The sequence below is a fragment of the Aliiruegeria lutimaris genome (genome assembly GCF_900099935.1).
GTDB classification, from domain to species: Bacteria; Pseudomonadota; Alphaproteobacteria; order Rhodobacterales; family Rhodobacteraceae; genus Tropicimonas; species Tropicimonas lutimaris.
Genome location: NZ_FNEK01000020.1, coordinates 23,586 through 40,330, shown reverse-complemented (window position 1 = coordinate 40,330; position 16,745 = coordinate 23,586). Strand labels below are relative to the sequence as shown.

Genomic DNA, 16,745 nt, shown 5'->3' with positions numbered 1-16,745 from the left:
CAGGCGTTATTCCTGCGGGATGATCCGCAGCGAAAGTTCGCGCAGCTGTTCGTTGCTGGGCTCGGAAGGTGCACCCATCATCAGGTCCTCGGCCCGCTGGTTCATCGGGAAAAGCATGACCTCGCGGATGTTTTCCTGATCTGCCAGCAACATGACGATCCGGTCGATCCCGGCCGCGCAGCCGCCGTGCGGCGGGGCGCCGAAGCGGAAGGCGTTGACCATGCCGCCGAAGCGCTTGATCACCTCTTCCTTGGGGTAGCCCGCGATTTCAAAGGCCTTGAACATGATCTCCGGCTTGTGGTTCCGGATTGCGCCCGACAGGATCTCGTAGCCGTTGCAGGCCAGGTCGTACTGATAGCCCAGCACTTCCAGCGGGTCGCCTTCGAGCGCTTCCAGCCCGCCTTGCGGCATGGAGAAGGGGTTATGTTCGAAATCGATCTCGCCGGTCTCGTCGTCTTTCTCGTAGATCGGGAAATCGACGATCCAGGCAAAGGCGAAGCGGTCTTTCTCGGTCAGACCGAGCTCGTTGCCGATGACATCGCGCGCCTTGCCTGCGACTTTCTCGAAAACGGACGGCTTGCCGCCAAGGAAGAATGCTGCGTCGCCGACGCAGAGGCCGAGCTGCTGGCGGATGGCTTCGGTGCGTTCCGGGCCGATATTCTTGGCCAGGGGGCCAGCCGCTTCCATGCCGTCCGCGCCTTCACGCCAGAAAATATAACCCATCCCCGGCAGGCCTTCCTGCTGGGCGAACTTGTTCATCCGGTCGCAGAATTTGCGCGAACCGCCCGTGGGGGCCGGAATGGCGCGAATCTGTGTGCCTTCCTGCTCCAGCAGCTTGGCGAAGATGGCGAAACCCGAACCGCGGAAATGCTCGGAGACGTCCTGCATCTTGATCGGGTTGCGCATGTCCGGCTTGTCGGTGCCGTACCAGAGCGCGGAATCGCGATAGGAGATCTGCGGCCAGTCCGCCGCGGCGTCGACCTTGCGGTCACCGCCGAACTCCTCGAAGACGCCAGCCAGAACCGGGGCCACCGCGTCGAACACGTCCTGCTGCTCGACAAAGGACATCTCCATGTCCAGCTGGTAGAAATCGGTCGGCGAGCGGTCAGCGCGCGGGTCCTCGTCGCGGAAGCAGGGCGCGATCTGGAAATACTTGTCGAAGCCGGCCACCATCATCAGCTGCTTGAACTGCTGCGGCGCTTGGGGCAGCGCGTAGAAGCGGCCCGGATGCAGGCGGGAGGGCACGAGGAAGTCGCGTGCGCCCTCGGGCGAGGAGGCGGTGATGATCGGCGTCTGGTACTCGCGGAAATCCTGCGCCCACATGCGCTTGCGCATGGAGGCCACGACATCGGAGCGCAGTTTCATGCTGGTCTGCATCTGCTCGCGGCGCAGGTCGAGGTAGCGATAGCGCAGACGGGTTTCTTCCGGGTATTCCTGATCGCCGAAGACCATTAGCGGCAGCTCTTCGGACGCGCCCAGGATCTCCATGTCGCGGATGAAGACCTCGACCTCGCCGGTGGGCAGCTTCGGATTGACCAGTTCGTCGGCACGCGCCATCACGTTGCCGTCGATGCGGATACAGAACTCCGAGCGCAGCTTTTCGACCTCGGCGAAAACCGGGCTGTCGGGATCGCACAGAACCTGGGTGATGCCGTAATGGTCACGCAGGTCGATGAAGAGGATTCCGCCATGGTCGCGGATCCTGTGGACCCAGCCGGAGAGACGAACGGTGTCACCCACGTTGTCGCGGGTTAGCTCGGCGCAGGTCATGCTGCGATAGGCGTGCATATCGGGGCCCTTTCGGCGGAATTCGACGGTTCGCGCCGATACACCGCCTGTGGGCCGGGATGTCAAGCGGGGCTGGCGGATTCCGGCGTCATGTGGCGACTTCCTTGCGGGATTTCCCAAGCGCGCGCAGCGCGCGCCACGCCCGACGGGAGGAGCGCATCTTCGATGCCGCGACAACGGGAGGGTAGCCCCCGGTTTCGGTCAAAAAGCCAAAACACTTTACTTTGCGGCTAAGATTGCCTTGCCGGAGGGGCGCCCTCTTGGTTCTCCCATGCATGCGGTCCGCGCACGTCGGGGACGGCTGAGCGGGTGGCCCGCCTGTGGCGGGTCCGGGGCGTAGTGCTACCTGAGTATCGGCGGTTCGTCGGGGTCCATGCCGGGAGGCGTGATTTCGGTCATCTCCGATTTTGGCGGCTCCGGCAGTTCGAAACGCAGGCCGACGCGTGCCAGCCGCGCTGCGATCGGGTCATTGGCGGCGAAAAAGGCCACGTCCATCTCGCCCGCTTCCAGCCCGGAGAAGGTCAGCGCTTCGCTGGCTGCCGTGGCCAGAGCGTTTTCCGCGCCGGGAACCGCATCGACAAAAGCCAGCATATGCGTTTGCCGACCGCTTTCGTAGCGCACGCCCGCAAGGTAGACGAGCTTGGCAAGCCCCGCCGCCGTGGCGAGCTTGGTGTCCAGCCCGGCGAGAAGCGCCTCGGGCACATTGCCCGGTGGCAGCAATTCGTCAGGGCGTTCCTCGGCCTGCTGAGGTGCATGCTCCAGCGTCTGGGCGAGCCAGTCCACGGCATCGGCGGGCAGGACGATCTCCGATCCTTCGACCCCGAGATTGACGCCAAGCCCGATCCCCTGCCCCGCCAGCAACTTCACCGCCTGACGCCCGGAGAGCGCTGCGAAATGCGCGGGGGCTCCGAGGAAATCCCCCAACCGCGATTCCCGGTCGAAGACGAGAACCACCTGGCCGCCTTCCAGCGGGAAGAGTTGCGGGGCGATGCTGTCATCTTCCGCTTCCTTCTCCAGCAGCAGGAACAGCTCGGAATCGGCCAGCCGCTCGTAGAACCGCAGCCGCGCAGCGCCATCTTCCGGCGCGGCCATCATCGCCGCATGGGCCGCGTCCAGGGGTGTTGTCTCGTCGCTCATGCCATTACCTCTCGTACCCGTTCGCGCAGCACTGGCAGGAGCTCCGCCTCGAACCAGGGGTTTTTCTTCAGCCACGCCGTATTGCGCCAGGACGGATGGGGCAAGGGGAAGGTTTCGGGCGCAAAGTCGCGCCAAGCGGCCACGGTGCGCGTGACACCGCCCGAAGCGGCCGCTTTCAGGTGGAATTTCTGCGCGTAGCCGCCGACGAGGATGGTCAGCGCGAACGGCCCCGCATGGGCCAGCGCCGCGGCGCGCCAGGTCTTCGCACAAATCGCTGGTGGCGGCAGGTCCGCTCCCTTGGCGTAGCCGGGAAAACAGAAGGCCATGGGGATGATCGCAACCCGGTCGCGGTCGTAGAACGCGTCGCGCCCGAGGCCGAGCCACTCCCGCAGCCGGTCGCCGGACGGGTCGTGAAAGGGAATGCCCGCTTCGTGCACCCGCGCCCCGGGTGCCTGTCCCGCGATCAGGATCCTCGAGCCGGGCCGAAACCAGACGACCGGCCGGGGCTCATGCGCCGTCTCGGTCCGTGCGAATCTTTGCGCGCAAAGGCGGCAGGATTGGATCCTTGGGACCAGCTCTTGAACAGGCATTGCGCCATACACTCCGCAACGGACCACTGATAACAGTGGGTTTTTTATATTGCGATATTTCTAGAAATATAGAATTATTTTTCCATGACCAACCATACCCCCAGTCCCGTTCCCCTTGAACTTGCCGCCTCCACCTTTGCTGCGCTTGGCTCCGAACAGCGCCTCCTGGTGCTTCGGACTCTCGTGCGCGCAGGGCCGGACGGGCTGCCCATCGGCAAGCTCGGTGAACGCAGCGGTGTTACGGGCTCCACGTTAACCCACCATGTCAAGATCCTGAACCAGGCCGGGCTTGTCCACCAGAGCAAGAAGGGGCGCAGCGTGATCTGTGCCGCCGTTGCCTATGACGAGATCCGGACGCTCTCCGAATTCCTCCTTTCCGAATGCTGCGCCGATTGTGACGCGCCTGCCGTAGGCCACAACCATGAGTGACACGACCCAGACTCCACCCCGCCTGCCCGACCTCTGGCGGCGGACCGACAAGGTATGGCTGTTCATTCTCGCGCTTCCGCTCGCCGTCGCGCTGTTCGACACGCCACAGACTTTTCCGACGATCGAATTCGCCCTCGGCGCGCTCGGCCATACCGCGCCGTTCATCTTCTTTGCCGTACTAGCCGTGGCGCTGCTGAAGGCAACCGGAGCCGAAAACCTTCTGGCGCGGGCCTTCGAGGGGCGCGAGGTACGGATGATCTTCCTCGCCGCTGCGGCGGGGGGCCTGTCGCCCTTCTGCTCCTGCGAGGTCATCCCCTTCATCGCCGCCATGCTGGCACTCGGCGCGCCGCTCTCGGCGGTCATGGCCTTCTGGCTCTCCTCTCCGTTGATGGACCCGGCCATGTTCCTGATCACCTCCGGCACGCTGGGCTGGGAATTCGCGCTCGCCAAGACGGTCGCGGCGATCGGTCTCGGCCTGCTCGGTGGCTTCGGCGTGCGCCTGTTTGCCAACACACCTGTCTTTGCCGATCCGCTGCGCACGAAGCCTCAAACCGGCTGTGGCAGCAGCTGTGGATGCGGCAAACCCTTCTCTGGCAAACCAGTCTGGAAGTTCTGGCCGGACCCCGAGCGGCGTGCCGCTTTTTGGACCTCGATCCGCGAAAACGGCCCGTTCCTGTTCAAATGGTTGCTGCTGGCCTACCTGCTAGAGGCGCTAATGCTGGAATACATTCCGGCAGAAGCCATCGCGCAGCTGCTCGGCGGCGAGGGGATCCGCCCTATCCTGCTTGGCGCCATTGTCGGCGCACCGGCCTATCTGAACGGCTACGCCGCGGTGCCGCTGATCGACGCCCTGCTGCAACAGGGCATGGCCGACGGGGCCGCGATGTCCTTCGCGCTGGCCGGTGGCATCAGCTGTGTCCCGGCGGCTGTGGCCGTCTGGGCCCTGGTCAAGCCACGGGTCTTCGCGGGTTATCTGGGCTTTGCGATGCTCGGCGCCTTGCTGGCCGGACTGAGTTGGGGCGCCATCGCCTGAGGCCGCTGGAGCGACCGCTCGCAATGCGGCCATTGGGTCGCATTGCTCGTATTTTGCCTAAATTCTTGCAGTATTCCCGATTAGCCAGACATAATGGCGCCAAAAATCAGGGCCATAGTTAACCGCAATGAAATGCCGTCGGGTCGAAAGTGACGGCCAGGCAGGCCGGAACCGGTAAATGATCGAGTTTGACAACGTGAGTAAGTCCTTCTGGACGGGCACGCAGCGCAAGGTGATTCTTGATCGCGCCAACCTGCGGGTGGAAATTGGCCGCTCACTTGGAATCCTCGCGCCCAACGGCACCGGCAAGACGACCATCATCAACATGATGGCCGGGCTGGAGAAGCCCGACGAGGGCGAAATCCGGCGCACCAGCCGCGTCTCTTTCCCGCTCGGTTTCATGGGGGGCGTGGTCAACCGGCATAGCGGCACGGAGAATGCCCGCTACATCGCGCAGCTCTACGGGCTGGACCCGGATTACGTGGAAGCCTTCGTGCGCTGGATGTGCAGTCTGGAAGAGTATTTCGACATGCCCGTGGGCACGTACTCCACTGGTATGCGCTCGCGTTTCTGTTTCGCGCTCCTGCTGGCGCTGGATTTCGACATCTACCTGATCGACGAGGGGATGCCCAATTCCACCGATGCGGAATTCAACCGAAAGGCCGGCTCCATCCTGCGCGAGCGGCTGACCAAGACAACGATCGTGATCGTGTCGCATCAGCCCCGGACCCTTGAAAAATTCGCCCGTAGCGCCGCGGTGCTGCGAGGTGGCAAGCTTCACATGTTCGACACTCTGGAAGAGGCAGCACAGCTTTATGACTACAAAGGCTAAGAAATATCGCCTCAGACGGGGTGCTCCGCTTGCGGAGGCCGGTGAAACGGTCGCTGCCGCCGCGCAGGAAGCCACCGCCGAGCAGGCTTCCCGGCCCGCTCAATCGGGAGAGGTTGAAACGCCTCAGGAAGTCGCCTCCGAGACAGACATTGCCGCGATCCGAAAAGAAGGCCTGACCGGCCGGCAGCTCCGCATGGCCCGCCGCACGGCGCAGAAACACGGGCTGGCGCCGACCTCGGATTTCGACGCGGTACGCCTGCTGCGCGCCGGGGGGATCGACCCGTTCCGCCGCGCGCCCATGCTCGAACTGGTCTCTAACCAGAACGGTCCCGCATCGGGAAGCCCGATCCAACTGCCGCAAACGGTACTGCGCTCCGCGCCGCCGGCCCTTCCCGGCCACACCGTTGTTCCCCCAGCCGACCAGGCCGAGGAAATCTTCCGGATCCAGCGCGACATTGCCTCTCGCCGTCGGCGCAAGAGCCTTTTGCTCCTGGTCCGCCTGAGCATTTTCGTCCTTCTGCCGGCACTTCTGGCGGGATGGTATTTCGCGTTTCGCGCAACGCCGATGTACGCGACAAAAACCGAATTCGTGATCCAACAGGCCGATTCCGCCGCGTCGTCGGGCCTCGGAGGCCTCTCCCAGGTCGCCAGCCTTACGGTGATTCAGGACAGCACGACGGTGCAATCCTACCTGCAATCGCGCGACGCGATGATGCGGCTGGATGACGAACTGGGCTTCAAGGCGCATTTTTCGCAGGATTGGATCGACCCGATCCAACGCCTTGAACCGGACGCCACCAACGAGGCCGCTTATCGCCTCTACCAGCGCAATGTGAAGGTCGGCTATGACCCGACCGAGGGCATTCTGAAAATGGAAGTTGTCGCGGCGGATCCGGCGGTCAGCCAGGATTTCGCCGAGGCGCTGATCGGCTATGCCGAGCAACAGGTCGACAACCTGTCCCAACGCCTGCGCGAGGACCAGATGTCCGGCGCTCAGGACAGCTACGAGGCTGCGGAACAGAATGTGCGCGACGCGCAACAGAAAGTGCTTTCGCTGCAGGAGGAACTCGGCGTGATCGACCCGGCGACCGAGACCGGCGCACTGATGCAGCAGATCACGAAATTCGAGATGCAGCTTTACGAGAAGCAACTGCAGCTTGAGCAGCTGAAGGCCAACTCGCGACCGAACGCGGCGCGCATGAGCGGTGTGCAAGGGGACATTGCGCGACTGGACGCGTTGATCGCGCACCTGCGGTCCACCATGACCGAAAGCGGCACCGGCGAGGCCTCGCTTGCGCGCATCACCGGGCAGCTGCGCATCGCCGAGGCCGAACTGGCAACTCGGCAGCTCCTGCTGCAGCAAGCCGCGCAGCAGCTCGAACTGGCCCGGATCGAGGCCAACCGACAGGTGCGCTACATGGCGATTGGCGTGCGGCCCGTCGCACCGGACGAGCCTACCTATCCGCGTGCCTTCGAAAATACGCTGCTGGCATTCCTCATCTTTGCGGGTATCTATCTGATGATATCGCTGACCGCTTCGGTGCTGCGAGAACAGATTTCGTCCTGACGGACTGACGGAGGTTTCCATGATCGACGTGACCGTCGGTGATCTGGTGATCGGCAACGATCGCCCTCTCACCGTAATAGCCGGCCCCTGCCAACTCGAATCGCTCGATCACTCGCTGATGATCGCCTCCACCCTGGCCGCCGCCTGCGCCGAGGCAGAACTCGGTTTCGTCTTCAAGGCCTCCTATGACAAAGCCAACCGAACCTCGCTCTCCGGTCGTCGCGGACCCGGCCTGAAGTCGGGCCTGGAGATGCTGGCAGAGATCCGGGACCGGGTCGGCTGCCCGGTTCTGACCGACATCCACAGCCCGGAGCAATGCGCCCCCGCAGCAGAGGCGGTGGACATCCTGCAAATCCCGGCCTTCCTGTGCCGTCAGACGGATCTGCTTCTCGCGGCCGGCGAAACCGGCGCAGTCGTGAACATCAAGAAGGGCCAGTTCCTCGCCCCTTGGGACATGCAGAACGTGGCGGACAAGGTCGCTTCGACCGGCAATCGCCGGATCTTGCTGACCGAGCGCGGCAGCAGCTTTGGTTACAACACCCTTGTCGCGGACATGCGCAGCCTGCCGCAGATGATGGGCACCGGCTATCCCGTGGTGATGGATGCAACCCATGCCGTGCAACAGCCCGGAGGGCTCGGCGGCTCCAGCGGCGGCCAGCGCGAATTTGCTCCCGTCATGGCCCGCGCCGCCACAGCGCTCGGTATAGCCGCGGTCTTTATCGAGACCCACGACGCCCCTGACGAGGCCCCATCTGACGGACCCAACATGATCCCCTTGCGCCAGATGCCGGAACTCCTGGGCATTCTCGCCTCCATCGACCGTATCGCCAAGGCCAGCCCGATCCGCCTTTGAGTCACCGGGGACGATTTGTAGGTTTTTTTTCGAAGAAGGGCTTGCGAGGGTCAACGGCAGCAAGTAAACAGCGCTCCGCTGCTGGGGTGTAGCCAAGTGGTAAGGCAGCGGTTTTTGGTACCGTGTATCGTAGGTTCGAATCCTACCACCCCAGCCATTTCACCACAAAACATGAAGTTTTGCAGTGACTTAAGGTTTAGTAGGTGCGCCACTCACCAACCTAATTACCAACCCAAAGACTAGGCCTCCGCTGCATAGCCACCGGGGGCTGTCTGTGTTTCTTCACCGCCGCACGACATCCAGCAGGAACAGCCGAAAGCTATGGTGCGCTGAATTAGCAGTCGCTGGCAGCGGTAGTCGTGTCGTTGATTTGTCCTGGGGTGGCGTTGGCGTGGATATGGCGGCGAGGCGGTCCTCAATCGACAGCTACGTCGAGTCCCAGTCGATCTTCCTCAACTCCTTCGAAGTGAACTCTCGCGGTTCTTCTGGCGGCGAAGGAACGGTGCTTGACCGCTTCCCTTTGTAGTTGGACATATGGTGGCGCCAAGTATCCCTCACCTTCGGTGGGAACTGGTTGAGCCATTCCTCCCGCTCTTCCTCGTCAACTGCCAGCAGCCACTCCGTCCACATCCGACGGCGGAATGGCGTCTTGTCGTCGATCGGTATTCGGGGCGGCGTCACTGTCCTTTCAGTCACCGGTATTTCTCCCCGCTCTCCTGGCAGTGCTCGATCACACGCTCGATCCACTTGTCAAACCAAACCCAGGAACCCTTGTAGTCCCCCTTGCAGCCATAACCCTTCGACGGATCCTTGGCATTCAGTTGCTGCATGATCTTCGTATGGTCGCCTTCTCCGAATTTGGGGAACCCGGCCTTGCGAACCTTCGTCAACACATCTCGGCGAATGTAGCGGGCCCTGTTCACCTCTTTGAAAATCACTTCTGAGATCTGCTCGGCCTCCTCGCTGCCAGGTTTAATCACCACAACGCATTCATCAGAGCCTGACGACTTCTTGGCGGATATCGGCACGAAGGCCACTCTGTAACGGAACGCAGGATCGCTTACCTGATCATCGGTCAACCCGCTCTCAAACGCCTGAATCAATGACGACACATGGGGTGGAAGAGCGAAGGCCTCCTTCAAGATGCTCCGCTGATCCCGGCCAAACGACACGAACTGGAGGGCCAATGGCAGTCGCTTTTCAAGTCCGTACTGGTTTCCGAAATGCTTCTTCAACTCATCGTTGAAGTTTATACAGCAAGCTTGAAGTTCCATTCCGACGGCATCGTCGATCCTGCTCGTAGATTGATGGGCGATTTCGTTTCTAAGCTCGATAAGGAACTCCAGGTTCAGTTTGGCCCCCGATGAGATCGGGCTGTGACCGGTCGAGATGCACTTTGATAGATCCCAGTATTTGACGGCTCCTTGGGCTGTCTTTTTGTCGTTGTATTGGTGGTTCACGCCCTCTCGCTTGAAATATGCGTGGAGAAAGTAGGTCCAGGCGACGATTGCCGTCATGACGAACAGCTCAGCGCGGAAGGTCAGCCCAGCGGCGTTGAAGATGTGGACGGCGCCGATCATGGCTTCACGGGCTTTGATCTAGAGTTCGTCGCCAAGAACGCTCAAGCCGGTCTCATGGTCGATGTCTGGCCATGCAGCAAGGAAATCCTCGAGGTCTTGGTCGGAGGCCGCCTTTACAGCTTTATGTTTCGTTCCTTTCCGAATCTCGGAGATCCTGCCCTGGTTCACCGAACGCGTTGGCCTCGTGAAATACGCCAAGATGTCTTGGTCGCTTTTCTCTCCGCGGGCGATCATGGCCTTGACCAAAGAAACTTCCCATTTTTCCAGCTTATGGCCCCTACGGCGCTTGGGATTCGTAGGTTTCTTCTCGCCGTTGGCCTCTACTGCCATCTGTCTTTCTTTCTGGCGCTTGCCTGTCAGCGGCGTTTCCGTCGGCAGTAAATTCGATCTGCTGGTGTAGGGCCAGTGAAAAACCCGACACGAGAGAAGGTATACGCCATCGTGGAGCGGAAAGTCGGTAGATGAGCTAGAACGAAAGTGACCGACAAAAGAAGAGCCCCGGCGCGGTGTCCGGGGTTGTTGTTAGCTCTGTTCGCCCTGGCCAAGTCCGAGCTTGCGGCTTACTAGGTTGGCTTTAATGATGTTTGCCGCAGCTAGACAGAACAAATGATCGAATATAGCGTCCTCTATCATTTCGATCATTTCAGCTAGATCCTCCCGATTAGCTCGCCAGTAGCGCCATGTTCGTGGAGCGATTCCGAGGAATGCAGAAAAGCCCTCAACTGTCATCGGACGACATTTTCGTTGATCCGCATAAATTATACGCCCATCTTCTATACGAAATGCTTTCGTCAATAGGATAGGGTTGCTATCGACGAATTGAGCGTATTCTGCAAATTTAATCGCTAACTGCTCAGGTGTGCCGATTTTTCGCGGTCGCCATGGTGGGCGTGATCTGTTTTCATTTTTTTGGCATGCCACAGAAGAATACCCCTTTTCCGCGAGCAAGTAATTTTTCCAAATAATGCTCCCGTAGACAAGTTAAGGCTTAAAAAACTTCCAGTTTGATAGGTAAAAAGTAAATGTGTCTCTCTTTGATCAATAGGTAGCAAGCAGAGCAGAACTTCCATAGTTGGCGGCTGCCCACGAGAATGGCCTCAAAATCAACCTGATTGGGCCAAGGGAGAGTAGACCTAGCAGGGCCCGGTAAGCCGTTGTAGCTCAACTGGTAGAGCACGTCATTCGTAATTAGCGGGTCCCCGCTAGAACCTGGTATAACTCGTGTATGGCCTGTCTGTCGGATATTCTAATCATATGACTGGTTGGGAAAAAGCATCAGAGGGACCTGAACAGCGCACTGTTGCGATGGCGCCGGGGGCGACAATCGAGTTGTTCGGGAACGGTGCTATTGCAAAGACAAGATAGCGTCTGGGCGAGGTCGAGGACGACGAAAAGGCGGCAGCCTTTTGGCGAGCACTTCTTGAGGAGGTGACACGTCTCCACAAGAGGCGCCACGAGTTCTGAATAGGTGTCAGGATGCATTGATTTCAGTCGCACTGCGTGATTTCCGCTTGATACCCCTGACCAGCTTGTCAGCGGCATCCTTCGATGTTCCCAGGGGAATCGCGTTTGGATCTGTGGCGTCGCCTTCAGGCGCTTTGAGGCCCTCGATGAGCGACGAACGCGACGAGAGAGCATGTGTCGTTCTCGTTATGTTCATGCGAGAGGCGGCGCATCGGCCATGCCGTCAGCGTCACAGATATTTGGTAGGACCGGGCCGTCGTCGGGACGACGCGCGTAGAAGAGCGCTTCGCCGAATTCGGGTTGCTACGACAACGCGACGGTCGATACACCTTCTTCAAAACGATCAAGGCTGAACCACTGTGGCAGCGGCCGTGGCCCACCCGCCGATCGGCCGAGCTGGCGATCTTCGATTACATCAACGGGTTCTACAATCCGCGCATGCGACACTCAGCCCTCGGCTGGAAAAACCCCTTGGCCTTCGAAGCTCAGGCCGCGTAAATGAGAACTTGGGGCGGCATCAAACCGTGACAGGTCCATTCCCGGCAATCTATATGCATTGACAGGCCGACCCCGTGAAGCCCAGCGAGCTGGAAACTTGGTGCAACCATAAAATGATTGGTCGGCCTAGAGTTCCATTGGCCGCCACAATAAGAAATTGAAAACACGCCACGAGAGGGAGCAGCCAATGACAACAGTCGATATCACGCCGTCACCGAGGGTTCTCAGGATGCTGGGGCAAATTGACTTTGCTCCTTGGCAGTGCCTGGCAGAACTCGTCGACAACTCAATAGACGCGTTTATCGACCAGTCCCGCGATGGCAAGCCCGCCACTGATCCGCGGATTTGGATCCGTCTGCCCAGCGATCCCGAGCTAAAGGCCGGTAATGGGGAAATCTCCGTGCTCGACAACGGCATCGGCATGTCAATTGAAACACTGCAGGACGCCGTTAGGGCAGGGTACTCGGGAAACGACCCGGTCGAGAAAATGGGCCTGTTCGGGATGGGCTTCAACATTTCAACGGCGCGGATGGGCAGGCGAACAGAGGTCTGGACGACGCGGCCGGAAGATCCCGAGTGGATTGGCCTCGTCATAGACTTTGACCTCTTGGAAAAGCAAAAGACATTTATTGCCCCGGTTCAAACGCGAGCCAAGTCTGAGAAAGAAATTGCGGACGGTGTTCACGGTACCGAGATCAAGATCTCGAGGCTCGAGGCAGACCGGGTCCGCCCGCTAATCTGGGGTATCGGAAAGAAAAGAACGCGCGACCGGCTCGGCAAGATCTACGGGCGCGTCATGCAGCGGCTTGATATCAAGCTGAACTACGACGGTGACGTCGTGAAGCCCATGAAGCACTGCGTCTGGAGCGAGACAAGGTCGGTTGAAACACAAGCCTTTGGTAGGGTCCCGGCCAGGATCGAGATCGACAAGACGCTCGACTCCCGGAAATTCTGCTCGAATTGCTGGGTGTGGCTACTCGAGAACGAGGACGAGTGCTCGGCCTGTGGACACGATGAGAACGTCGTCAAGAGAACCAGGCGGTTGAAAGGATGGCTCGGGATCCAGAGGTACTTCGACAAGGAAAAATTCGGGATCGACCTGATACGAAACGGGCGCGTAATCGAGGAACTGGACAAGTCCTTTTTCACTTTTCGCGGTGTCGACGGGGGCTCTTTCTTGGAGTACCCGATCGACGCTATCCACTGGGGTGGTCGTATAGTTGGTGAACTCGAGATCGATTTCGTTCGCGTATCGCACCAGAAGGATTCGTTCGACAAGCTCGATCCCGAGTGGAAAAAAGTTGTCGAGCTCGTCCGCGGGACATCGCCCATGCAGCCTCAAGTCGCGACTCGCATGGGCATGGCCAAGAACGATAGCCCCATGGCGCGCCTGTTCACGGGTTATCGAAAAAGCACTGCAGGCCTCGCGGCTCTTGTCCCGGGAACAGCCGAGGGAACCGGGCTCAACTCAGGCCTCATCAAGGAGTACGTGGACAAGTTCTACGAGGGTGATCCCGAGTTCCAGGAAGACGACAAGTGGTACGAACTCGTCGAGCAAGCGGAAAGGGCCAAGCGAGGCGGTGGAAGTGGTGCCGACAAGTTCGCCGGCAAATTCCCGATTGCTGGGAAAAAGACAACCACCGACATCGACGATCCGGGCGGAAAGCCCGATCCACAGGGAGGTGGGGATGCACCGGTAGACGGCAAGCAGCCAAGCACGTCGAAACCTGAACCGGATCTATCGCTCTCCCAGAGTTACGAGCTTTCTGAATTGCCCGGTGATGTCGTCGTCAAGGTTTCGGCCTTTCGCCACAAGGCTGACCTCGATGGCCAGCCTTTCCGCGTGAAGCCGGACGGGTACACTTTCCGATTCGATTACAACGCGTCATCCCCCTACTTCGAAGAAAGCGTGGTTACACCCGCTGATTACCTCTTGGTCGATTTGGCACATCACTTTCTAACCTTGTCCGCCGAAACGCCGAGAAACTTTCCAGTTTCGCGGGTAAGCCGAATGTTGCGAGAAAAATACTTCCCCGAAGAGGCGGGTGACGTGTCGCGTGCCACTAGTGCCGCGTCCAACCTCCTTGAAGGATTGAAGCTCTTCCTCGACGAGAAGCTCCCCGGCGCCGCGCCCATCGAACCGGGTCAATTGTCACAGCATGAGCTAGAAAACATCAAGCGGTCCGCATACAAGTCTGCTTCCCTTTCGCCGGGCGAGGTCGAGGAACTTGTCCGCAAGGGCGAGTTCGCCCGCTTCGTTTCCGAGGATTACTTGGCCGAACTGGTTCGAGGATGGCCGAAGCTCGTCATGGATGGCGCGTATTTCGACCGGCCTTACGAACACCTCTCGCCGGACCAAAGAGAAGACTCGGTGATGCAAGTCATAGAGGGCCTAAACGACGCGACGTGGCTGGTGGACGACGGGGCATCCGCCCTGAACAAGGACCTTGATTGGCGCTTGAGGTTCGCGCGTGCGCTCGCTTCGCTCAAGCTGCTCGAGTCCTGGAAGGCGTAGATGCCCGGGTTCGTAAGCGTTGAAAGATTGGCGTATGGGCCGTGGCAGGCATTCGAGCGCATGATTGCGCGACTTGCGAAGCACGCTGGCTTCGAGGACGTGGCCCTCGTCGGCGGTTCGGGCGACCATGGCGCAGACGTCGTGGGTGTCATGGAGGGACAAAGGTGGGTATTCCAAGCGAAATACCGCACGCACGGAAGTGTCGACGAGGCAGGCGCAAGAGAAGCCGCATGGGCCCTCGGGAAGTACGACGCGGTCACGGCGGTCGCGGCGACCAACCAGGAATTCTACCCGGGCGCCTACGACTTCATTAAAGCGCAGGAAAACGCCGGCATCGACCTGCGTGCCTGGAATGGAAACCACCTGCTGCAATTCTACGATCAACTGCCATCGGTTTCGATGGAGAGGCGCGAACCGAGGGACTACCAGCACGAGGCGATCAACACGGTAGAGGCTAAGAGGGGACGGGGCGACAGCCGCGCGCTCGTGTTGATGGCAACGGGGCTAGGAAAGTCCATGGTTGCCAACCAGCTCGTCGCGCAGGAATTCGCCAGGAACCCAAGGCAAGAAGTCTTGGTCATGGCCCACATGAGTGACCTGGTTAAGCAATTGGAAGTCTCGAGTTGGGCGCAGCTGCCCAAGGACTGTTCTACGCACGTTTGGACGGATGGCGAGCGACCCGCATACCCTGGCGGCGTCGTATTCGCGACGTGGCAATCGGTTAGCTCGGCGATCGCTCGAGGTGATGACCTAGCCGGTAGATTTGGCCTGGTGATCGTGGACGAGGCTCACCACGCTCCCTCCGAGAGCTTCAGCAGCCTGATTGCAAGGCTGGAACCAAACTTCCTCGTCGGGCTGACAGCGACCCCTTGGCGCGGAGATAACAGGGATATCACCGAGCTGTTCGGCGACCCGGCGTTCTCCATGGACATCGTTGATGGCATGCAGCGCGGGTTCTTGGCGGAAGTCGACTACCGGATGCTCACCGACGGGATCGACTGGGAGGAAGTTTCCCGGGCATCTCGGCAAGGTTTCACTATAAAGGACCTCAACCAAAAACTGCTTGTTCCGGAGCGCGACCTCGCGATGGTCAAGACCATTTGCGAGAAAATGGCTGAAATGCCGGACCCGCGCGCCTTGGCTTTTTGCCGCTCCATTGAGCACGCAGAGCGCCTTAGGCCACTATTCTCTGCGCAAGGAATAAGAGCCGCGCTGATGCATAGCAGGTTGCCACGTGAACAAAGGTTCAAGAACCTTTCGGCGTTCCGCATGGGTGAGATCGACCTGCTGATCTCGATCGAGATGCTCAACGAAGGCATCGACGTGCCGGATGTCAACTTGGTGGCCTTCATGCGGGTAACCCACAGTCGGCGTATTTTCTTACAGCAACTCGGCCGCGGGCTGAGGGTGAACGATAAAAAGGACCGGGTTCTAGTGCTCGATTTCGTTGCTGACATTCGGCGACTTGCCGCTGGCTTGTCGATGAACCGCGACGCCGAGGAAAAAGGTTCGGGCATAGAGATCGTGCGGTACCGAGACGGCGAAATCGTGAAGTTCGATAACGATGAACCCGCCGAATTCTTCAACAAGTACCTCGCGGATGTCGCGGACGTTGAAGACGCCGAAGACGGTGCTCGTTTGCGCTTCCCGGGTGGAGAGGACTTTTAATGCAAGAAATTCGATCGCTTGAGCCCGAGGCACAGGAGTTGCTCCAAAAGCTGAAGTCCTTGGCTGGCAAGGGGCCGGTGCCAGCAATGGGCCATGGCGACACGAGCGTGGGAGTGACCTTGCTCCACGATCTCGACGTGCCGATGACATCGCTTTCAAAAGCCCAATACAAGGGAATCGTGATAACCGCTAGGCGGGGTAGCAAGGCCAAGGATTTGAACCGGGTCAACCTATTTGCAAAGGTCCCGGATTGGGGCATCAGTGCTTGCAAGAGCACCCGAGAACTACTTGACCGGTGCGGATACGATCGAGACGGGGAGCGACGCTTGAATTGCACGGTACGTGCAAGGATACCGAACAGCCAAGGCCTGTTTCTCGAGGTGGACCATGCCAATGGTTGGCTGCGCGAAAAGCAAAGTTTGCCAGAAACGGGAGTGCGAGACCTCGTTGCTTGGAACATGTCGGATCTCGAGCAACGCTTGATCCAAAAGCAACCAGCATCGGCATGGATCGTTGCGGTTCCCAGCAAACACGATGGCCAGGACTATTTTCACTACCGGTATGTCACGTTCACGGCTCGGCCACGTGCAAGTGAATTGGGCCGCTTGCTAGAGACCGGAACCGTTACGGTCGATCACCTAATCACCGACCGCGGTGGAAAGACCGTTGAAAAAGGCCCGCTGTTCAAGATCAAGCCAAGTAACGTGGAAGCGCTTTTTCCATCTTCGCCTAGCCTTGACCTCCTGAGAATCTAGCGGCTTCCGGAGCGTCCGTGAGCGAGATTTTTCTTT

Annotated in this window: 15 protein-coding genes, 1 tRNA gene and 1 pseudogene; 10 read left to right on the top strand and 7 right to left on the bottom strand. The window is 59.8% G+C overall.

Translation table 11 applies throughout. From position 1 onward, the window contains the following. Positions 1–6: 6 nt before the first annotated feature. From aspS to BLR85_RS11215, 3 genes are all read right to left on the bottom strand, one after another. Positions 7–1,788 carry an aspartate--tRNA ligase gene (gene aspS, locus BLR85_RS11225; protein ID WP_093155557.1) on the bottom strand — a complete coding sequence of 594 codons (1,782 nt, stop codon included), beginning with the start codon at positions 1,786–1,788 and terminating at the stop codon, positions 7–9. A gap of 342 nt (positions 1,789–2,130) precedes the next feature. Continuing rightward, positions 2,131–2,925, bottom strand: coding sequence for an SseB family protein (locus BLR85_RS11220; RefSeq protein ID WP_093155554.1), 795 nt, complete (start codon positions 2,923–2,925; stop codon positions 2,131–2,133). Beyond that, on the bottom strand, positions 2,922–3,515 hold the full coding sequence (locus BLR85_RS11215) for a uracil-DNA glycosylase family protein (protein WP_093155552.1): 594 nt from the start codon (positions 3,513–3,515) through the stop codon (positions 2,922–2,924). The genes BLR85_RS11220 and BLR85_RS11215 overlap by 4 nt, the downstream gene beginning before the upstream one ends. A gap of 84 nt (positions 3,516–3,599) precedes the next feature. On the opposite strand from BLR85_RS11215, the gene BLR85_RS11210 reads away from it, so the two are divergent. The 6 genes from BLR85_RS11210 to BLR85_RS11185 all read left to right on the top strand — a co-directional run bounded on the left by BLR85_RS11210 (position 3,600) and on the right by BLR85_RS11185 (position 8,386). Further along, entirely contained in the window at positions 3,600–3,944 is a 345-nt protein-coding gene (locus BLR85_RS11210; RefSeq protein ID WP_093155549.1) for an ArsR/SmtB family transcription factor, read from the top strand. Further along, on the top strand, positions 3,937–4,977 hold the full coding sequence (locus tag BLR85_RS11205) for a permease (protein WP_093155546.1): 1,041 nt from the start codon (positions 3,937–3,939) through the stop codon (positions 4,975–4,977). Before BLR85_RS11210 ends, BLR85_RS11205 begins: the two co-directional genes overlap by 8 nt. A 178-nt stretch (positions 4,978–5,155) precedes the next feature. Continuing rightward, positions 5,156–5,809, top strand: coding sequence for an ABC transporter ATP-binding protein (locus BLR85_RS11200; protein ID WP_093155543.1), 654 nt, complete (start codon positions 5,156–5,158; stop codon positions 5,807–5,809). Next, positions 5,793–7,376 (top strand): KpsE/RkpR family capsule polysaccharide export protein, encoded by a 1,584-nt coding sequence (locus BLR85_RS11195; RefSeq protein WP_093155540.1) that lies wholly within the window; start codon positions 5,793–5,795, stop codon positions 7,374–7,376. The genes BLR85_RS11200 and BLR85_RS11195 overlap by 17 nt, the downstream gene beginning before the upstream one ends. Before the next feature lie 19 nt (positions 7,377–7,395). Beyond that, positions 7,396–8,229, top strand: a complete 834-nt coding sequence (gene kdsA / locus BLR85_RS11190; protein WP_093155537.1) for a 3-deoxy-8-phosphooctulonate synthase — start codon at positions 7,396–7,398, stop codon at positions 8,227–8,229. A gap of 82 nt (positions 8,230–8,311) precedes the next feature. Continuing rightward, positions 8,312–8,386: transfer RNA gene (locus tag BLR85_RS11185), tRNA-Gln, on the top strand. Between the two features lie 269 nt (positions 8,387–8,655). Here BLR85_RS11185 and BLR85_RS11180 read toward each other — a convergent pair. The 4 genes from BLR85_RS11180 to BLR85_RS11170 form a co-directional block, all read right to left on the bottom strand. Further along, positions 8,656–8,925 (bottom strand): hypothetical protein, encoded by a 270-nt coding sequence (locus BLR85_RS11180; RefSeq protein ID WP_093155534.1) that lies wholly within the window; start codon positions 8,923–8,925, stop codon positions 8,656–8,658. Next, positions 8,922–9,827 carry a DUF3644 domain-containing protein gene (locus BLR85_RS11175; RefSeq protein WP_342028785.1) on the bottom strand — a complete coding sequence of 302 codons (906 nt, stop codon included), beginning with the start codon at positions 9,825–9,827 and terminating at the stop codon, positions 8,922–8,924. The genes BLR85_RS11180 and BLR85_RS11175 overlap by 4 nt, the downstream gene beginning before the upstream one ends. Then, complete coding sequence (locus BLR85_RS29510; protein WP_212635070.1) at positions 9,828–10,139, bottom strand: hypothetical protein; 312 nt, start codon at positions 10,137–10,139, stop codon at positions 9,828–9,830. 192 nt (positions 10,140–10,331) lie between these two features. Further along, a complete protein-coding gene (locus BLR85_RS11170) occupies positions 10,332–10,757 on the bottom strand; it encodes a terminase small subunit (RefSeq protein ID WP_170844544.1) in 426 nt (141 codons plus the stop codon). Between the two features lie 811 nt (positions 10,758–11,568). On the opposite strand from BLR85_RS11170, the pseudogene BLR85_RS11165 reads away from it, so the two are divergent. From BLR85_RS11165 to BLR85_RS11150, 4 genes and pseudogenes are all read left to right on the top strand, one after another. After that, positions 11,569–11,771: pseudogene (locus tag BLR85_RS11165) on the top strand (IS3 family transposase); the annotation flags it as partial. Positions 11,772–11,958: 187 nt separating this feature from the next. After that, positions 11,959–14,286 (top strand): ATP-binding protein, encoded by a 2,328-nt coding sequence (locus BLR85_RS11160; protein WP_093155528.1) that lies wholly within the window; start codon positions 11,959–11,961, stop codon positions 14,284–14,286. Then, complete coding sequence (locus BLR85_RS11155) at positions 14,287–15,954, top strand: DEAD/DEAH box helicase family protein (RefSeq protein ID WP_093155526.1); 1,668 nt, start codon at positions 14,287–14,289, stop codon at positions 15,952–15,954. Further along, positions 15,954–16,709 carry an MvaI/BcnI family restriction endonuclease gene (locus BLR85_RS11150; RefSeq protein WP_093155524.1) on the top strand — a complete coding sequence of 252 codons (756 nt, stop codon included), beginning with the start codon at positions 15,954–15,956 and terminating at the stop codon, positions 16,707–16,709. Before BLR85_RS11155 ends, BLR85_RS11150 begins: the two co-directional genes overlap by 1 nt. The last annotated feature ends 36 nt before the right edge of the window (positions 16,710–16,745 follow it).